This is a genomic window from Roseateles chitinivorans, assembly GCF_050632145.1.
Taxonomy (GTDB): domain Bacteria; phylum Pseudomonadota; class Gammaproteobacteria; order Burkholderiales; family Burkholderiaceae_C; genus Roseateles; species Roseateles chitinivorans_B.
The window spans coordinates 796,207-813,664 of the sequence record NZ_CP192577.1 but is presented as its reverse complement, the minus strand read 5'-3'; the positions used below and the strand labels follow the sequence as shown (position 1 = coordinate 813,664).

The window sequence follows — 17,458 nt, the reverse complement described above, 5'->3', positions numbered from 1 at the left end:
CCCGAGGACCGCCGCGATCGCGAAGACCGCGGCCACCGCGAGCGCGGAGCGTCGGGGGAAAGCGCCGCGCGGGCGGTGACGTTGGTCTTCATGCGATCAGTTCCAGGCCATGTTCTTGGACCACTTCACGCCCGAGGTCGGGCACTTGCCCGAGTTGTTCGGGTACTTGCTGTTGATGATGCTGGTCACCGTGCCGACGTTGCCCATCGTCGGGTCCTGCTTGTAGATGTCCAGCGCCATGCTCGCGCGCCAGCAGTTGCCCGCATCGTCGCCCAGGCTGGAGGACTTCAGCCAGCGGATGTACTGGTCCGTCAGGTAGGTGGCGAAGCAGGTCTCGTTGGACATGCTGCCGCAGTTGCCCGCCGACTTCACCGAGGAGAACGCCGAGATGCTGCCGATGGAGCCCGTGTTCACCTGCACCTGGAAGGCCAGGCCGACCAGGTTGTACTGGCTGAAGCTGGTGAAGCCGATCTTCTTCAGCGCGTCCAGCACCGGCAGCAGCTTGTCGCTGTCGATGTGCGAGTAATGGCTCATCACGTACTGCGCCTGGCGGTTGTCGAAGTCCGACTGCAGTGCCTGGCAGATCTTGGTCAGCGCCGCCTTCTTCTTCGAGTTGGTCCGGGACAGGTTCGGATACGGGTCCAGGCGCGAGTCGTCCGCCTTCATGTCCGCCGCCGCGATGCCGGTGACCTGGACGCCCCAGTTCTTCATGTCGGTGTTGGTCGCACCGGTCTTGCCCAGCACGTAGGGCGCGTAGGCGTTCTTGAAGTAATCCGGGAAGTCGCCCACCGTCGTCACGCCGACCGGGCCGAAGGTGTTGCCGCGGTAGTCGGAGATGCCTTCGTTGTGCTCGTAGTCGACCTCGCAGTAACGCCAGGGTTCCGGGTCTTGATAGTTGGTGGTGCCGTTCTCCGGATAGGCGTCCATGCTGAGCACGGCCTGCCACTGGTTGACCGTCAGCTTGCGGCCCTTGTCGAAGACGTTGCCGTAGACGCGCGAGTCGCCGACCGGGATGACGCCGGCCGCCGCCGCCGCCTTGGTGGCGGTGACCAGCGGCTGGCCGGTGGCCGTGAACGTGTTGGTGTAGACCCAGCCGTCCTGCACGTAGACGCCGGGTTGGCCGTTCGCCGGGCCGGCTGCCTTGGCCTTGCCGGCCGCGACGGCGGCGCCGGTCAGGGATGAGCCGCAGACAAGAGCCAGGACGGTGAGCGCCGCTTGCACGCCGATGCGGCGGACGCTGGGGGAACGAGATTGCATGGTGGTTGCCTCCGAAGACACGGGGGTAGGGGGTGTGGCCTGCGCCACGGGACGGGGTTCCCGAGAGCCGCTGCCCACCACTCTCGCCAAGCCGGTCCTGCGCTCGGGGGCGTGGGTCGTTGCAGCCCATGGGCGGCGAATGTAGGCGGAACATTTCGTCGACGCAATAAATAAAACCACTGGATGTGTAAATTGATTTGTCAGCCGGACCCGTGATGCCGTCGTGAAGCTGCGTCAGAATGGGGGATACCCGAAGGACCACCCGCCAGCATGAGAACCACCAGTCGAGGGGCCACCCAGCAGTCGAGCGCACCGTACAACCGCCGCGTGGTGCTGGACTTCATCCGGCAGCACGGCGCGGCCTCGCGCAAGGACATTGCCGACATGGTGTCGCTGAGTCCCCAGACGGTGGCCAACATCACCAATGACCTGGAGGCGATCGGCCTGATCGTGTCGAGGCGGCAGAAGGTCGACAAGTCGCGGGGCCAGCCGCCGATCGCGTTCGAGCTCAATCCGCAGGCGGGCAACGCGATCGGGATCAGCCTGGAGCCGGGCCGCGCCTCGGCCGCGCTGGTGAACCTGGTCGGCGAGATCCGCAGCCGCTGCGAGGTCGACATGGACACCAGCGACCGCCGCCAGATGCTGGCCGCGATGCTGCAGCTGGTCGCGCAGCTGCGCCGCGAATCGACCGAGCCGCTGTGGGGCATCGGCGTCGCGCTGCCGGGGCCGCTGGGGCACACGGACATCAGCTTCGTCGGCCCGACCGCGCTCGAGGGATGGAACGACCTGTCCGTGCTGGACGAGCTCGGCGAGGTCACGGGGCTCTCCGTGTTCTACCGCATCGACAGCGTGGCCGGCGCGCTGGGCGAGACGCTCTTCGGCGTCGCGCGCAACCTGGACAACTTCTTCTATCTGCACCTCGGGCTGGGCCTGGGCGGCGCGCTGGTCATCGGCCGCGCCGCCTATCCCGGCTCGAACGGCAACGCCACCGAGATCGGCCACGTGCCCATCGTGCCCGGCGGCACGCCGTGCTATTGCGGCAACCGCGGCTGCCTGGAGCGCTACGTCTCGATGCACTCGCTGGCCGAGGCGCTGGGCGTGTCCGACCACGACGTCTGGACACTGGACCTGGCCCAGCGCCTCCAGGACACGAAGGACAAGGCGCTGCACCAGTGGTGCCGCCAGGCCGCCGACCGGCTGCGCGATGCGGTCTGCATGATCGAGAACATGCTGGATCCGCATTCGATCGTCATCGGCGGTTCGGCGCCCAAGGTGCTGGTGGAGCACCTCGTGGCCCTCGCGCAGCCCTGGCACCGCTCGGTGCGCGGCGGCGTCGCGACGCCGCAGACGCGGCTGCTGCTGTCAGACCGCCAGGACGACAGCTCCATCCTGGGCGCCGCCGTGCTGCCGATCTACGAGATGCTGTCGCCGCGGCTGGAGACGCTGCAGCAGGACCGCCGCGGCGAGGCCGACGTGGCCGAGCTGCTGGGCCATCGCACGTCCATACCTAAACGGGGGTAGGCCGATCGGACCGTGGGGCGGGCAAGACGGGGTGAGGGTAAAGCCGCCTGGGGGAATCCCTTGATTACTTAAATCCAATGGATTTAATTATTGACGCTGCGTTCTGAGTGCTCCTACAGTCGGCGCCCATGGACACGGCACGACATCTTTCCCATCCCCCGCTCAGCATCGTCGGCGACGTCGGCGTCGACCTCGTGCTGGGCAGCCTGACCGAGTGGCCGCAGATCGGCACCGAACTCCTGATGCCCCGCAGCGAGCTGCGTCCGGGCGGTTCCGGCGCCAACGCGGCGCTGGCCGCGCGCCACATCGGACAGCGCGCGCACCTGATCTCCGCCGTCGGCAACGACCACTTCGGCCAGTGGCTGGCCGAGCAGCTCGCCGGCATCGACACGACCCTGGAGATCTGCGACATCGAGACCACCGTCTCCGTCGGCCTGATGCACACCTGCGGCGAGCGCAATTTCTTCACCACGCACGGACACCTGCAGCGGCTGTCGGCCGAGCATGTGCTCGCGCATCTGCAGCCGACCGACGCGCCGTCCATCGCGCTCTTCACCGCCCCCTTCCTGCTCACCGATCTGCGTCCCCGCTACGCGGCGCTGATGGCCGAGGCCGGGCGCCGCGGCTACCGCGTCGCGCTGGACACCGGCTGGCCGCCGGAAGGCTGGGACCAGGGCGAGGTGATGAGCTGGCTGCCGCATTGCGACCATCTGCTGATCAATGAGCTCGAGGCGCAGAGCATCGCCGGTACCGACGACCTCGACAACGCGCTGACGCTGATCGGCGCTGCGATGAAGCCGGACGCGAGCCTGATCGTGAAGGTCGGCGCGCGTGGCGCGCTGGGCATCGAAGGCGGCCGGCGCGTCGAGCGCATCACCGAGCCGGCCGACATCTTCGACACCATCGGCGCCGGCGACGCGTTCAACGCCGGCTACCTCGCCGCGCGCATCCGCGGCGGCGATCTCGCCGAAGGCCTGGCCGCGGGTTGCCGCACGGCCGGCGCCATCCTGTCGCGCTTCCCGCGCAAGACCATCCGCGCCGGCGAGTTCGCCGGTTGCCTTCTCTCCCCAGTTCCTGCCTGAGGACCCGCCATGAAGCACCGCGCACTGATCGTCGGCTACATCCTGGTCATCTGGTTCGTGATCTCCTTCGTCACCAACCTGATCGGGCCGCTGATGCCGATCATCATCCAGGACTTCCACCTGAGCCTGGGTCTGGCGGGCTTCCTGCCGTTCTCGTTCTTCCTGGCGTACGGCCTGGTGTCCATCCCCGGCGGCCTGCTGGTGGAACGCAAGGGCTCGCGCTTCACGATCCTGACGGCCTTCCTGCTGAACGGTGTCGGCTCGCTGGCGATCGCGCTGTGGCCGAGCTACGCCACCGCGGTCGGTGGCCTGTTCGTGATCGGCCTGGGCATGGCGCTGCTGCAGGTCGTGATCAATCCGCTGATGCGCACCGCCGGCGGCGAACCGCACTTCGCGTTCTTCTCGGTGATGGGCCAGCTCGTCTTCGGCCTGGCGTCCTTCCTCAGCCCGATGGCCTTCCAGCTGCTGATGGAGCGCCCGGAGGCGGCCAAGGGCCTCGCGTGGGTGCCGTTCTACTGGATCTTCGTCGTCGGCTTCGTCGCGCTGATCGTCGCCAACCAGACGCTGCCGCTGCCCGAGGTCCAGCTCAAGGACGACGAGCGCGCCGGCGGCTGGGCCGCCTATCGCGAGCTGCTCGCGCGCCGCGACGTCCGCCTGTTCTTCCTCGGCATCATGGCCTACGTCGGCACCGAGCAGACGCTAGCCAACTGGATGTCGCAGTTCCTCGCGACCTACCACGGCATCTCCGCCACCGGGGACGGCGCCGACGCGGTCGCGGGCTTCTGGGGACTGATGTCGCTGGGTTGCCTGCTCGGCCTCGGCCTGCTGAAGCTGCTCGACTCGCGCGTCGTGCTGGCCGGCTTCACCGTGCTGGCGATCGGCAGCGTGGCGCTCGCGCTGTTCGGCGCCGCGCACGTCGCGCAGATTGCCTTCCCGGCCTCGGGCTTCTTCCTGTCCGTGATGTTCTCGGTGGTGTTCTCGCTCGGGTTGAACTCGGTGCCCCACCACCACGGCGCGTTTTCCGGCGTGCTCTGCACCGGCATCCTCGGCGGCGCGGTCGTGCCGCTGCTGGTCGGCCTGCTGGGCGACGCCATCGGCCTGCGCGCGGCCATGTCCACCGTCTTCCTCACGCTCCTCTACATCCTGAGCGTGAGTGCCTGGGCGCGGCCGCTCGTGACCAACGACACCGTTCCGCTGTCCCGCCTGCTGTCCCGGTTCAAGCCCAGCCCCGAGGCCTGACCCGCTCTCCGTTCCGCCTCCCCCTTCCAGCCCCTTTGTCCCGTGCCACGGCCCCGTCGCCGGGACGGAGGCTGCCTGCCAGACCCATGGAGATCCCAGTGATGAGACCCAATCGAGCCGCCCTCCGAGCCGCCGTCCGTGCCGCCTTCCCCATCACCGCCACGGCCGCCGCCGTGAGCCTGCTGGCCGCCACGGCCTTCGCGCAGACGCAGGCGCCCGAGACCGCCCAGCCCAAGGCTGACAGCAAAGTGGAGGGCAAGGTGGAGGGCAAGCCGAACCCCCGCGAGATCTCGGAGAAGGAGAAGAACGAGTTGCCCGTGATCACCGTCAACGCGACGCGCGTGAGTTCCGGCCTGCTGCAGACGCCGGTCGCGGTGACGGCGCTGTCGCAGGAAGCGCTGACCCGCGAAGGCATCCACGACGTGCGCGGCCTCTCCGGCAAGGTGCCCAACCTGCAGATCTCGCAGGGCGCCGATTCGGGTGTGCAGATCAACATCCGCGGCGTGGGCTCGACCAACTTCACCGAGGTGGGCGACCCGGCCGTCGGCCTGCACGTGGGCGGTCTCTACTCGCCGCGGCCGCAAGGCGCCCTGGCGCTGATGTTCGACCTGGAGCAGGTCGAAGTGCTGCGCGGTCCGCAGGGCACGCTGTTCGGCCGGAACTCGACCGGCGGCAGCATCAACATCATCCCGGCCAAGCCCGAGTTCGGCTCGACCTACGGCACGGCGGAGCTGGACCTCGGCAACTACCGCAAGCGCCAGCTGAACCTGGTGCAGAACATCGCGGTGAACGACACGATCGCGCTGCGCGCCACCGTGAGCACGATCAAGCGTGATGGCTGGATCAACCAGCAGCAGGACTTCACCGACGTCAACATGCCCGAGCACGGCTTCGTCGCCGACGGCATCCCCGACGTCGACCAGCGCCGCAACGCCAAGGTGCCGCGCAGCAGGTACTACTACAACCGCGACGAGTGGGCGGCCCGCATCGCCGGTCGCGTGAAGCTCACGAGCAACCTCGAATGGCTGGTGGCCTACGAGAAGTTCCAGAACAAGGGCGCCGGCGAGATCGCGATGAAGGACTGCGACATGGCCGCCGGCACCGACTTCGCCTGCCCCGGCGGCAAGTGGGACGTGAAGGTCAACGTGCCCGGCAAGACGGACATGTCCATCGACACCGTGCGCTCCAACCTGAACTGGCGGCTCAACGACCAGTCCACGATCGAGTACGGCTTCGCCTACGCGACGCAGAAGCGCTCGCAGCAGTCGGACGACGACGGCGGCTACTACCCGCTGTCGCGCCAGGTCACGGCGACCGTGCCGGTCGGACCGGACGGCGACTGGGGCACCTGGCCGATCCGCGACGAGACCTCGCTGACGCTGGGCTCGACCTACAAGTCGCAGGTGCATGAGCTGCAGTTCAAGCATCACACCGACAGCGTGCAGCTGGTCACCGGCCTGTTCTGGATGCACGAGAAGAACGCGATCGACTACGCGCAGGAGCAGCTGGTCACCGCGCCTTTCGGCTTCCCGACCAGCCAGTACTACGCTCAGCCCGATCGGCAGATCGACGCCAAGGCCCTCTTTGCGCAGGCCGACTGGACCTTCCTGCCGACCTGGACGGCGACGGTGGGCGGCCGCATCAGCTTCGACAAGAAGACCGACAAGGGCGGCCGCGTTTATGGCAGCTTCGACGGCTCGACGCCGGCGTACTACAACGGCCTCTACGACCCGGGCACGCCCGGCACGCCGGGCTTCCGCCCGCACAGCGGCCGCGACCTGACCGAGCAGATGGGCCCGTTCGCCGGCCCGGGCGCCTACGGCCTGTGGGGCGAGCCCGCGGGCAACGACCACGGCGAGAGCTGGAAGAAGTTCACCTACCGCCTCGGCCTGCGCAAGCAGCTGACGCCGGCGGACATGGTCTACACCTCGCTGTCGACCGGCTACAAGGCCGGCGGTTTCGGCGACAAGGACGACCGCTGCGGCGGCAAGGAATGCGTCGACGGCCCGGCGGGCCCGCAGTACACCTTCTTCCCGTACAAGCCGGAGACGGTCACCAACTTCGAGCTCGGCTACAAGGGCCTGATGCTGGACAAGCGCCTGAGCCTGTCGGCGACCTTCTTCTACAGCCGCTACAAGGACATGCAGGTCACGGGCGACTTCTTCGCCTCCAAGGTCAAGCAGGTGGGCCCGTGCCCGGACGAGAACCCGACCTGCGACATCGTCACCAAGTGGCAGACAGTGAACGTCGGCGTCGTCGACATCCCTGGCCTGGAGCTGGAGGTCGACTACAAGCCGTGGGCCGGCGCGCGTCTCGGCGCCTTCTTCAGCTACATCAACAGCAAGATGAAGGACTACCCGTCCTTCAGCGACAGCTGGAACTGCGGCGTGCGCGCCGAGATGGGCGCCCCGGCCTGTCCCGACCCCTACACCGGTCCGATCCGCGAGAACGCCGGCCGCCAGATCTACGACATCACCGGCAACCACCTGCCGCTGTCGCCCAAGTACAGCTTCGGCGTCAACTTCTCGCAGAGCTTCCGCTTCGGCGAAGGCTGGGAGCTGACGCCCTGGGTCAACGTGAAGTGGCAGGACAAGATGTACTTCACGCTGCGCAACCTGGACAACGCGCACATCTCCGACGGGCAGAAGGCCTTCGCCAAGGTCGATGCCAGCCTGAAGCTGCAGGCGCCCAAGGACTGGCACGCGGAGCTGTACGTGCTGAACGCGACCAACAAGATGACGAAGAACTCCGCGCAGGACGGCGGCGGCTTCGTGCGCGGCTACTGGAACGATCCGCGGACCTTCGGGATCCGGGTGGGGATCGATTACTGAGCGCGCGTCTGCTGCGGTGCCGTTGGCCGCGCAGGCCTACCCGGGCGCCTGGAACAGCGACTGGTTCGCGTCGAAGGCGTTGACCAGGGCGTCGCCGACGGCGCGGATGGCCGGGTTGCGGCCATCGTCGCGTCGCGTGACCATCCAGAGTTCCCGCTGGGGCGGGGTGGGGCCGACCACGCACAGCCTGAGCCGCGGCTCCGCCCGCGCCACGTAGTGCGGCAGGAGCGCGAGCCCGGCGCCTTCTCGGGCGGCGATGCGCTGAAGCATGTGGTTGCCCGCCCGGATCGCGACGCGGACCTTCGGGAATTGCTGAGTGAGCCAGAGCGCGTCCGGGAGGTGCGCGTTCTGCTCGTCGAAACCGACGAAGACGGGGTCGCCCCCTTCTCGAGGCGTCGCTGCCAGGCGGCGGTGCCGTAGAAGCCGCAACCGAAGCTCGACAGACGCCGGGCGATCACGTCGCCGTCGACGGGACGCAGCATGCGGATCGCGATGTCCGCTTCACGCAGGGCGAGGCTGACGGACCGGACGTCGCCGGCGACGTCGACGTCCAGGCCGGGGTGCGCCGCGCAGAGCGCCACCAGATGAGGCATGAGGAAGCTCTGGCCCAGGCTGGGCGGCGCGCTGACGCGCACCAGGCCGCTGAGGCTGCCCTCCGGACCACTGCGCGCCAGCGCTGCGGCGGCGGCTTCCATGTCGGAGGCGGGGGCGAGCATCCGCTGACCCGCCGGCGTGAGCACGAAGCCGTCGGGGCGCCGTTCCACGAGGGCTTGGCCCATGGCGTCCTCCAGCGCGCGGACGCGGCGGGACACGGTCGCGTGATTCACGCCCAGGGCGCGCGCGGCGGCGGACAGCTTCCCGTGACGCGCCAGCGCGAGGAAGACACGGACATCCTCCCAATCCGGGCTTGTGCGCGGACCTGTGCGAATCTGCTCAGTCATTGGGCGATCTTAGGGAATTTTCAAACAGGGGCGGCAGGGGCCCAATGCGGTCATCGCAGCAGCAGATCGACGCCACGTCGAGAGGAACCCGCCCCATGACCCAAGAGACAAGCTCCCCACAAAAAGCCCTGATCACCGGTGCCTCCAGCGGCATAGGCGCCACCTACGCGGACCGTCTCGCACGGCGCGGCATGGACCTCGTGCTGGTGGCGCGAAACGCCACGCGACTGGGAACGCTGGCCGACCGGCTGCGCGCGCAGACCGGCGTGAGGATCGAGGTGCTGCCCGCGGACCTCACGCTGGAGGCCGATCTGTCGGTGGTGCAGCGGCGCCTCGAGGAAGGCGATGTGACGATGCTCGTGAACAACGCCGGGATGGCGCTGAAGGGCGGGTTGCTGGATGCCTCGTCGGACGACCTGACGCGGATCATCGCGCTGAACGTGCTGGCACCGACGCGTCTCGCGGCGTCGGCCGGCAAGACCTTCGCCGCCCGTGGGCAGGGCGCCATCGTGAACCTGGGGTCGGTGCTGTCGCTGGCGCCGGAGATGCTGGACGGCGTGTACAGCGGCACCAAGGCGTATGTCCTCAACCTGAGCCAGTCGATGACGGCGCAGTTAAAGGGACGCGGCGTCTTCGTGCAGGTGGTGTTGCCCGGGGCGACGCGCACGGAGATCTGGGAACGCTCCGGCAACGACGTCAACGCGCTGCCGCCGGAGATGGTGATGGGCGTGGACGAACTGGTCGACGCGGCGCTGGTCGGTTTCGACCGCGGCGAGGACGTCACCATCCCGCCGTTGCAGGACGACGCGCCGTTCCGGGAGATGACGAGTGTGCGGCTGGCCATGATGCCGCTGCTGTCCACGAACGCGGCGGCGCCGCGCTACCGCGGCGCCTGAGGCCGGACGACGATTCTCCAGGGCCCTCCGTGCACGTCCTCGACGTGGACCAGGTCGCCCTTTTGCCCGGCCTATCCGGGCATTTTTTATCGGACTCGGTCTGGCTCTGGCTCTGGCTCTGGCTGATGCTTCGTCCCTCGGTCTCCCGCAGCGGCTGCGGTCCCGGCCGACTACTGATCGGCGAGCATCCGCGCCACCGCGTCCTTGACCAGCCCGCACAGCCACCGGCCTGCCGGGTCGGTCTGGGTCCGAGACCCCGACACCAGATGGATCGGGAAAGCGGTGGCGTCGAGCTCCGCCGGCAGCTCCCGCAGCGCAACGCCGGGCGGCGCGAGACGTTCGGCGACGCGTCGCGCGAGCGTCGCCACGAGGTCCGTGCCTTGCACCACGCGCGGCAGGGCGGCCACGTGGGCGAAGGTGGCCACCACGCGCCGCCGCCGCCCCAGCCGGTTCAGCGCCGTGTCGATCACGCCGCGCGTGGAGCCGTCGTCGCTGGGCACGAACAGTGCGTGCGGCAGGTCCGTGTAGGCGTCCAGCGTCATCGCCCGCCGTCGCTTGGGGGCGCGTGAGACATCGGTGACGCAGACGAAGTCCTCGTCGTACAGATGCTCGCTCGTCATGCGCTTGGGCGGCGCGAGATGGCCGCCGATCGCGAGGTCGACCTCGCCCTGGTCCAGCTGCGCGTAGACGGCGGCGCGGTCCAGCGCCGTGACGCGCAGGCTCAGGCCGGGCGCCTGCGAACGCAGCAGTGCCATCAGGCTCGGCAGCAGCACGATGTCCACGTAGTCGCTGGCGGCGATCGTGAATCGACGGTCCTGCGCCTGTGCCGGATCGAACGCCTCCGCGGAGGTCAGCGCCGCGCGGATCTGCGCCAGCGCCGCGCCGACGATCGGGCGCAGCGCATCGGCCCGCGCGGTCGGCAGCATGCCCTGCGCGCTGCGCACGAACAGCGTGTCGCCGAACAGGTGCCGCAGCCGCGACAACGCATTGCTGACCGACGGCTGCGCGCGATGGAGGCGCTGCCCCGCCAGGCTGACGCTGCGCGTGTCGTACAAGGCCTCGAAAGCCACGAGCAGGTTGAGGTCGACGTTCGACAGATTCATCAAACCAATATAACGAATACAAGGAATCCATTCGGAGAATCCGGTCGCGCTCCCTAGGATCGTTGTCATGACCACTTCCTGGGCGACGACGTGACCACCATCCTGCTGACCGGCATCGATCCGTTCAACGGCGAGACCATCAACCCGTCCTGGGAGGCGGTGAGGGCGCTCGACGGCGAGACCGTCGGAACGGCGCGTCTCGTCGCGCGGCGGCTGCCCTGTGTGATCGGCGAGGTCGGCGGCGCGCTCGTCGTCGCGATCGAGGAGGTGACACCCGATGTCGTGCTGTGCCTCGGGCAGGCCGGCGGTCGGCCCGACATCACGATCGAACGCGTCGCCATCAACCTCGTGGACGCCCGCATCCCCGACAACGCCGGGCTGCAGCCGGTGGACGAGCCCGTGGTGGCCGGCGGGCCGGCCGCCTACTTCTCGACCCTGCCGATCAAGGCGCTCGTGGCCGCGCTCCATGGCGCGGGGATTCCCGCCTCGGTGTCGGAGTCGGCGGGGACCTACAACTGCAACGCGATCTTCTACGCGCTGTCCCACCACATCGCGATGCGACGGCCCCGTCTTCGCGGCGGCTTCATCCACGTGCCCTTCCTGCCGGAACAGGCCGTCCGTCATCGCGGCGCGCCGAGCATGACGCGCGAGATGCTGAGCGAAGCGGTCCGCGTCATGGTCGCGACGACGCTGTCGACGACGCAGGACGTGAAGCTCGGTTTCGGCAGCGAGCATTGACATGGCGTTGCGGCATCGATTCGTGACCGCAGGGGGACTGCGCTGGCACCTGGTCGAGGCCGGCGAGGCTGGCCAAGACGGCGAAGACGGCGGAAACAGGAGGGCGCGGCCGATCGTGCTGCTCGCCGGATTCCCCCAGAGCTGATATGCGTGGCGGCGCGTGATGCCGAGGCTGGCCGCCGCGGGCCATCGCGTCATCGCGGTGGATCTGCCGGGGCAGGGCGATTCCGACAACCCCGATGGGGGCTACGACGCCAGCACGACGGGCGAGCGGCTGGGCGCGCTGCTCGACACGCTGGGCCTGGACCGTGTGGCGCTCGTGGGTCATGACATCGGTGCGTGGATGGCTTATCCGTTCGCGGCGCGCCATCCGGAGGCGGTGACGCATCTGGCGCTGCTCGACGCCAACATCCCGGGCGTGACGCTGGCGGAGCGCTTCGAGCTCGGACCCGACAACTGGAAGCGGTGGCACTTCCTGTTCAACACGGTGCCGGATCTGCCGGAGGCTCTGCTGAAAGACAGGGAGCGCGTGCTGATCGAGTGGTTCTTCGCCCGCAAGACGGCCAACGCGCCGGCGGTCTTCGAGCGCGCCGACATCGACGAGTACGAACGTGTCTACCGCCAGCCGGGCGGACTGCGCGGCATGCTCGGCTACTACCGCGCGGCGATCGCGGATGCCGCGGCGAACCGGGCGCTGGCCGACACGCCGCTGCGGATGCCGGTGCTGGCGCTCGGCGGTGACGTCGGCAGCGCGCCGGACCTGTTCGACGCCATGCGCGGGCGCGCCGGACGCCTGCAGGGCGGCGTGCTGAGCGACTGCGGGCATTACCTGCCCGAGGAGCAGCCCGACGCCGTGACGGAGCACCTGTTGCGATTGCTTGCCATGTCGTGAGGCCGGGGCGGTCGCGGGAGACGCGACCGGTGCCGCGAGTTTTCTACACTCGGCGCCGGTGCATCAAACGCAAGGCAAGGGATGACCCCCTCCGCTCGGAAGTTCTCGAAGGTCGTGCTGGTCGCGGCGCTGCTGGCGCTCGCCGCCTACTGGTACTGGTCGCCGTGGCTGGCGATCCATCAGATGCGGAACGCCGCGAAGGCCGGCGACGCGACGGCGTTCAACGAACGCGTCGACTATCCGCTGCTGCGCGAGAGCCTGAAGGGCCAGTTGTCGACGGCGATCGGCGCCAAGGCGACCGAGCGGTCCGAGTCCGGCAGCGACATCGCCAAGGCGGGCGCCGCGCTGGGCTCGCTGTTCGCGACGGCGATGGTCGACAGCATGGTGGACGCGTTCGTGCGGCCGGAGTCGGTCATGCGGATCATGCAGGAGGGCAAGCTGATGCCGCGACGGGAGTCGCGGGCGAAGCAGCCGGACGGCCCGGTCTCCGATCCTGAGGGGGACGCCGAGGGCAGCCAGTCGTCGACCAGACGTGAGCCGATCTGGACGACCGAACGCCATGGCGTCGACACCTTCATCCTCTACGCCCGCCGCGCGGGACAGGCCGAGGATCGCCGGACCGGGCTGGTCTTTCAGCGGCGCGGATTCGCGTCGTGGGTGTTGACGGAGGTCCGGTTGCCGGCGTTGTGAGGGGTCGAAGGCCTGATGAATGCCGGCGCATCCGTCATCATGGACGAGCTCGGCGCAGGCGGAGCGAGCTGGTTCAGTTCGCTCCATGCGACGCCATTCCCCATGCGATCACCCTGCACATGCACACCTACGACCCCACCGCGCCCAACCTGCCCCACAACCCGTTCAACGCCATCGTCGGCCCTCGACCCATCGGGTGGATGTCCACGAAGAGCAAGGCCGGCGTCGTGAACCTGGCGCCCTACAGCTTCTTCACCGCGCTGAACTACACGCCGCCGATCATCGGTTTCTCCAGCATCGGGCGGAAGGACTCGCTGAGGAACATCGAGGAGACCGGTGAGTTCGTCTGGAATCTCGCCACGCGTGATCTCGCGGAGGCGATGAACGCCACGTGCGCGCGTGTCCCTCACGGCATCAACGAGTTCGGGCTCGCGAACCTGACCGAGGTCGCGTCCGTCAAGGTCGGGCCGCCGCGCGTCGGAGAGAGCCCTGTCGCGTTCGAGTGCAAGGTCTCGCAGATCATCCAGCTGAAGTCCAAGGACGATGAACCCGTCGACACCTGGATGATCCTGGGTCAGGTCTTGCTCATGCACATCTCGCCCGACCTGTTGAAGGACGGCCTGTTCGATACCGCCGCGGCGCGGATCATCCTTCGCGCCGGTGGCCCGGGCGACTATTTCGAGCTGGGCGACAAGTTCTTCATGGCGCGGCCCGACTGAGCGCCGCCCTGCGGCCGTCGACGGGGCCGCCTGCGTACAAACCCCGGGGCGCTGCGTCCTGTGCCGGGGGATGACACGGCGGGTTCCGAGGTATGTTGCGCGGTTTGACGTCGTCCACCCCTTTGCCTCGGACCCGACATGCGCGACTCACGCTCCACGATCCTTCGGTCGATCGCCTTCATGACGATCGCGCTCGCGCTGACGATGGCCGGGAGGTCGACCGCCATGGCGGCGGCCCCCGCCCCGGCCTCCGATCGGATCTCGCTCGAGGCGTTGCTGAAGGACCCGCCGCTGGACCAGCTCCATCACACCGCCTGGGGCGCCCGGGAAGGGGTGTTCGGACCGGTCTACGGACTCGCCCAGACCACCGACGGTTATCTCTGGCTGGGCAGCGATCGGGGGCTGATGCGCTTCGACGGGGAACGCTTCGAACCGTTCGCGGCGATCGCCGGGGAGGCGCTCCAGGGCGGCGGCATCCTGACCTTCTTCGCGACACCGGACAACGGCCTGTGGATCGGCTTCCTGGGCGGAGGCGTCGCGCTGGTCCGGGACGGTCATGTGGTGCTCGAGGAAGCGCCCAAGCCGGGCGGCTTCCAGGGCTCGACGCGCGGCTTCGCGCTGGAGAAGGACGGGACCGTCTGGGTGGCCAGTTCTCGCGGACTGTTCAAGCGTGCCGGCGACCACTGGCAGCGCATGGGCAAGGACGAGGGCTGTCCGGATTCGGGTCCGGGTCTCTACACGGGCAGCGTGCACGTCGATCCCGACGGCAACGTCTGGGCCAACGTGGGGCATCGTCTGCTGGTGCGAGCCGCCGGCCAGCAGCGCTTCGTCGAGCTGGCCCTGCCCGAGAAGACGGTCGACTACGTGACCATGGATGCTGCCGGACGGATGTGGGCCGAGACGCAGCCCGACACACGCGAGAAGTCCAGTTCGCGTTACTACCGACTGCCGCGTCCCCAGGTTCAGGGTGATCGCCTGGACGGCGGACATCCAGTTCCCCAAAGTATGTACATGCCGATCTTCGATCGGGAGGGCCACCTCTGGTACGGGGCGGTCGACGGCGTCACGCGGGAGCGTCTGCCGTCGCAGGCGCCGCCGGCGTCGAAGGCGGTGTTGTCCGAGGCGGAGGCGCAGCTGCAGCCGCCGATTCCGCTGGTCCCCTTGTCGCCCACCGCGAATCCGGCCGCGCCGCGCGGCACCCGATCGTTCCACTTCGCCCAGCCTGCGGTGCAGCGTCTGACCCGGAACCAGCGTCTCAGCGGCGACGAGGTGCTGCGCATCCTCGAGGACAGGGAAGGCAACATCTGGGTGGCCACGAACGGCGGGATCGACCGGCTGCGGCGCACGCGGGTCTCCACCTTCCAGTTCCCGGTCGGCATGTCGACGCCGGCGATGGCCCAACGGCCTCAACGGCGATCTCTGGTTCGTGTCGCGCAACGGCATCTTCCATCTGCCGATGGATGGCAAGTCCGTCGACCTGGTGAGCTACCCCGTGCCCACGCCTTCCATGACCCGCGTCGCCGTCGACCGCGCGGGGACGGTCTGGTTCGGCGACGCCAACGGGCTGTCCCGGCTCGGGCCCGATGGCCGGAACATCGATGAGCGGCGGGGGCAGTTCCCCGACTGGCGGGGCACCTTGCTGGAGATCGCCGAGGAACGATCGGGCGCGCTCTGGGTGTCGTCGCAGGTCCTGGGGCTGCTGCGCCGTTCCCCCGACGGCGGCTGGGAGCGGCTGGAGGGCAAGAAGGGCTTCCCGGACCGGTCCCACGTCACCGTCGCGACCATGGACGGACGGGGGCGGTCCTGGCTCGGTTATTCGGAAGGGATCCTGCTCCGCGTCGAGGACGGCGACCGCATCACGCGCTTCACGGAGAAGGAAGGCCTGCGTGTCGGCGCGGTGCTGGCGTTGGCCGCGGGCGAGTCGCATGTCTGGATCGCCGGCAAACGCGGCCTGCAACGGCTCGACGAGTCCGGCTTCCACGAACTGCGGGCGGCGTCGGCGGACGCCTTCAACGGCGTGAGCGGCCTGGTGGAGACCTCGCAAGGGGATCTGTGGCTCAACGGGGCCGAGGGCATCACCCGCATCGACGGCGCCGATGTGCGGCGGGCCCTCGCCGATCCCGGCTATCGCGTCCCGGTCACGACACTGGACACCTCGGACGGGCTGCCCGGCCGCGCGGAGACCATGTGGCCGTTGCGCACGGCCCTGCAGACGCCGGATGGACGCCTGTGGTTCACGGTGCCCAGTGCCGTGGTCGTCGTGGATCCCGCGGCCCGGACGAATGCGGCGCCGCCGCCGGTCATCGACATCCAGCGGGTGTCGACCAACGGCCTGCGCGTGGCGCCGGGACCGGATGGTCGGGTCGTGCCGGCGGCCGGGACCCGGGACCTGCAGATCGACTACACCTCCCTGTCGCTGGCCATGCCGGAGCGGACCCGGTTCAAGTACCGGCTGCGGGGTCTGGAGACCGACTGGCATGAGGCCGAGTCGCGACGGCAGGCCTTCTATTCCAATCTCGGACCGGGCCACTACGTCTTCGAGGTCCTGGCCACGAATGCCGACGGCGTCTGGAGCAGGAAGCCGGCGACGAGGGTCGTCGAGATCCCGCCCACCTTCCTCCAGTCGACGGTCTTCCGCCTCCTGTGCGCGGTGCTGGTCCTGGCGCTGGCCGCCTTCCTTGTCCTGATGCGACTGCGGCAGTTGGAGGCGCGGGCCGCCGAGCGCTATCGCACCCGCCTGGAGGAGCGCACCCGCATCGCCCAGGACCTGCACGACACGCTGCTCCAAGGCTTCCAGGGCCTGGTCCTGCGTTTCCAGCGCGTGGCATGGGGCATTCCGGAGACCCTGCCGGCGCGGGCGGAGATGGAGCGGGCGCTGGACCGGGCGGACGAGATCGTGATCGACGGGCGTTATCGCATCACCGACCTGCGCCAGGCGCCGCCGGGGTCACGGCCGCTGGAGCAGACGCTCGAATCGCTGGGCAACGACCTCGCCAGCTTCCACGACGCGAGCTTCCATCTCGGCGTCGACGGTGTGCCCCGTCCGCTCGACGCCGGCGTCTGTGCCGAACTGGCCCTGGTGGCTCGGGAAGGGCTGTTCAATGCCTTCCAGCATTCGAAGGCGACCCGCATCGGCGCTCACGTGTCCTATAGCGGGCCCCATTTCGCGCTGCGCATCACGGATGACGGCGTGGGGGTCCCGCCCGAGGTGCAAGCCGACGGGCAGCGGCCGGGGCACTGGGGGCTCAGCGGCATGCGGGACCGGGTCACGCGCGTGGGCGGCAGTTTCCAGCTGCGCAGCGCGCCGGGCGACGGCACGGAGATCCTGGTCAGCGTGCCGGCAGCCCAGGCCTACCCCCGCGTCGGCGAGCGGCCGGCCTTCACGTCGCTGCAGCGCTGGATCAGGGCCCTGCTGGGCCGTGTGACGCCGAAGCCCGGCTGAGGCCCACACCTCGCCGGACCTGGACTTCAGTTCTGCGGACATCGCTTCGCATCGACTGACGTCCGGCACGCCAGGCTCGCTAGCTTGGGAAGATGAGAGTCAATTCC

Annotated in this window: 13 protein-coding genes and 2 pseudogenes; 11 read left to right on the top strand and 4 right to left on the bottom strand. The window is 68.9% G+C overall.

All coding sequences use genetic code 11. The features are described from left to right. Window positions 1-96: 96 nt before the first annotated feature. Window positions 97-1,257 (bottom strand): hypothetical protein, encoded by a 1,161-nt coding sequence (locus ACQ86G_RS03675; RefSeq protein ID WP_431259373.1) that lies wholly within the window; start codon window positions 1,255-1,257, stop codon window positions 97-99. A 270-nt stretch (window positions 1,258-1,527) separates the two neighbouring features. On the opposite strand from ACQ86G_RS03675, the gene ACQ86G_RS03670 reads away from it, so the two are divergent. The 4 genes from ACQ86G_RS03670 (at window position 1,528) to ACQ86G_RS03655 (ending at window position 7,930) form a co-directional block, all read left to right on the top strand. Beyond that, a complete protein-coding gene (locus tag ACQ86G_RS03670; RefSeq protein WP_431259372.1) occupies window positions 1,528-2,778 on the top strand; it encodes an ROK family protein in 1,251 nt (416 codons plus the stop codon). Between the two features lie 128 nt (window positions 2,779-2,906). Next, window positions 2,907-3,860: a carbohydrate kinase family protein gene (locus ACQ86G_RS03665; RefSeq protein ID WP_431259371.1), complete on the top strand. Its 954-nt coding sequence runs from the start codon at window positions 2,907-2,909 to the stop codon at window positions 3,858-3,860. Window positions 3,861-3,869: 9 nt separating this feature from the next. Next, window positions 3,870-5,099 carry an MFS transporter gene (locus ACQ86G_RS03660; protein WP_431259370.1) on the top strand — a complete coding sequence of 410 codons (1,230 nt, stop codon included), beginning with the start codon at window positions 3,870-3,872 and terminating at the stop codon, window positions 5,097-5,099. Between the two features lie 101 nt (window positions 5,100-5,200). Then, on the top strand, window positions 5,201-7,930 hold the full coding sequence (locus tag ACQ86G_RS03655) for a TonB-dependent receptor (RefSeq protein WP_431259369.1): 2,730 nt from the start codon (window positions 5,201-5,203) through the stop codon (window positions 7,928-7,930). Between the two features lie 36 nt (window positions 7,931-7,966). Here the strand turns inward: ACQ86G_RS03655 and ACQ86G_RS03650 are convergent, their stop codons facing one another. Together ACQ86G_RS03650 and ACQ86G_RS03645 are read right to left on the bottom strand one after the other, a co-directional pair. Continuing rightward, window positions 7,967-8,359: a LysR substrate-binding domain-containing protein gene (locus ACQ86G_RS03650; protein WP_431259368.1), complete on the bottom strand. Its 393-nt coding sequence runs from the start codon at window positions 8,357-8,359 to the stop codon at window positions 7,967-7,969. Window positions 8,360-8,427: 68 nt separating this feature from the next. After that, a pseudogene (locus ACQ86G_RS03645) lies at window positions 8,428-8,871 on the bottom strand (LysR family transcriptional regulator); the annotation flags it as partial. Window positions 8,872-8,966: 95 nt separating this feature from the next. Here ACQ86G_RS03645 and ACQ86G_RS03640 point away from each other — a divergent pair. Next, window positions 8,967-9,767, top strand: coding sequence for an SDR family NAD(P)-dependent oxidoreductase (locus ACQ86G_RS03640; RefSeq protein ID WP_431259367.1), 801 nt, complete (start codon window positions 8,967-8,969; stop codon window positions 9,765-9,767). 170 nt (window positions 9,768-9,937) lie between these two features. Here ACQ86G_RS03640 and ACQ86G_RS03635 read toward each other — a convergent pair whose 3' ends face one another. Continuing rightward, window positions 9,938-10,870 (bottom strand): LysR family transcriptional regulator, encoded by a 933-nt coding sequence (locus ACQ86G_RS03635; RefSeq protein WP_431259366.1) that lies wholly within the window; start codon window positions 10,868-10,870, stop codon window positions 9,938-9,940. Between the two features lie 90 nt (window positions 10,871-10,960). On the opposite strand from ACQ86G_RS03635, the gene pcp reads away from it, so the two are divergent. The 6 genes and pseudogenes from pcp (at window position 10,961) to ACQ86G_RS03605 (ending at window position 17,351) form a co-directional block, all read left to right on the top strand. Next, a complete protein-coding gene (gene pcp, locus ACQ86G_RS03630) occupies window positions 10,961-11,608 on the top strand; it encodes a pyroglutamyl-peptidase I (protein WP_431259365.1) in 648 nt (215 codons plus the stop codon). Window positions 11,609-11,765: 157 nt separating this feature from the next. After that, window positions 11,766-12,500 (top strand): annotated as a pseudogene (locus tag ACQ86G_RS03625) (alpha/beta fold hydrolase); the annotation flags it as partial. Between the two features lie 81 nt (window positions 12,501-12,581). Further along, entirely contained in the window at window positions 12,582-13,190 is a 609-nt protein-coding gene (locus ACQ86G_RS03620) for a DUF2939 domain-containing protein (protein ID WP_431259364.1), read from the top strand. Window positions 13,191-13,309: 119 nt separating this feature from the next. Further along, entirely contained in the window at window positions 13,310-13,909 is a 600-nt protein-coding gene (locus ACQ86G_RS03615; RefSeq protein ID WP_431259363.1) for a flavin reductase family protein, read from the top strand. A gap of 180 nt (window positions 13,910-14,089) precedes the next feature. Beyond that, complete coding sequence (locus ACQ86G_RS03610) at window positions 14,090-15,511, top strand: ligand-binding sensor domain-containing protein (RefSeq protein ID WP_431259362.1); 1,422 nt, start codon at window positions 14,090-14,092, stop codon at window positions 15,509-15,511. Continuing rightward, window positions 15,417-17,351: a triple tyrosine motif-containing protein gene (locus ACQ86G_RS03605; RefSeq protein ID WP_431261326.1), complete on the top strand. Its 1,935-nt coding sequence runs from the start codon at window positions 15,417-15,419 to the stop codon at window positions 17,349-17,351. Before ACQ86G_RS03610 ends, ACQ86G_RS03605 begins: the two co-directional genes overlap by 95 nt. The last annotated feature ends 107 nt before the right edge of the window (window positions 17,352-17,458 follow it).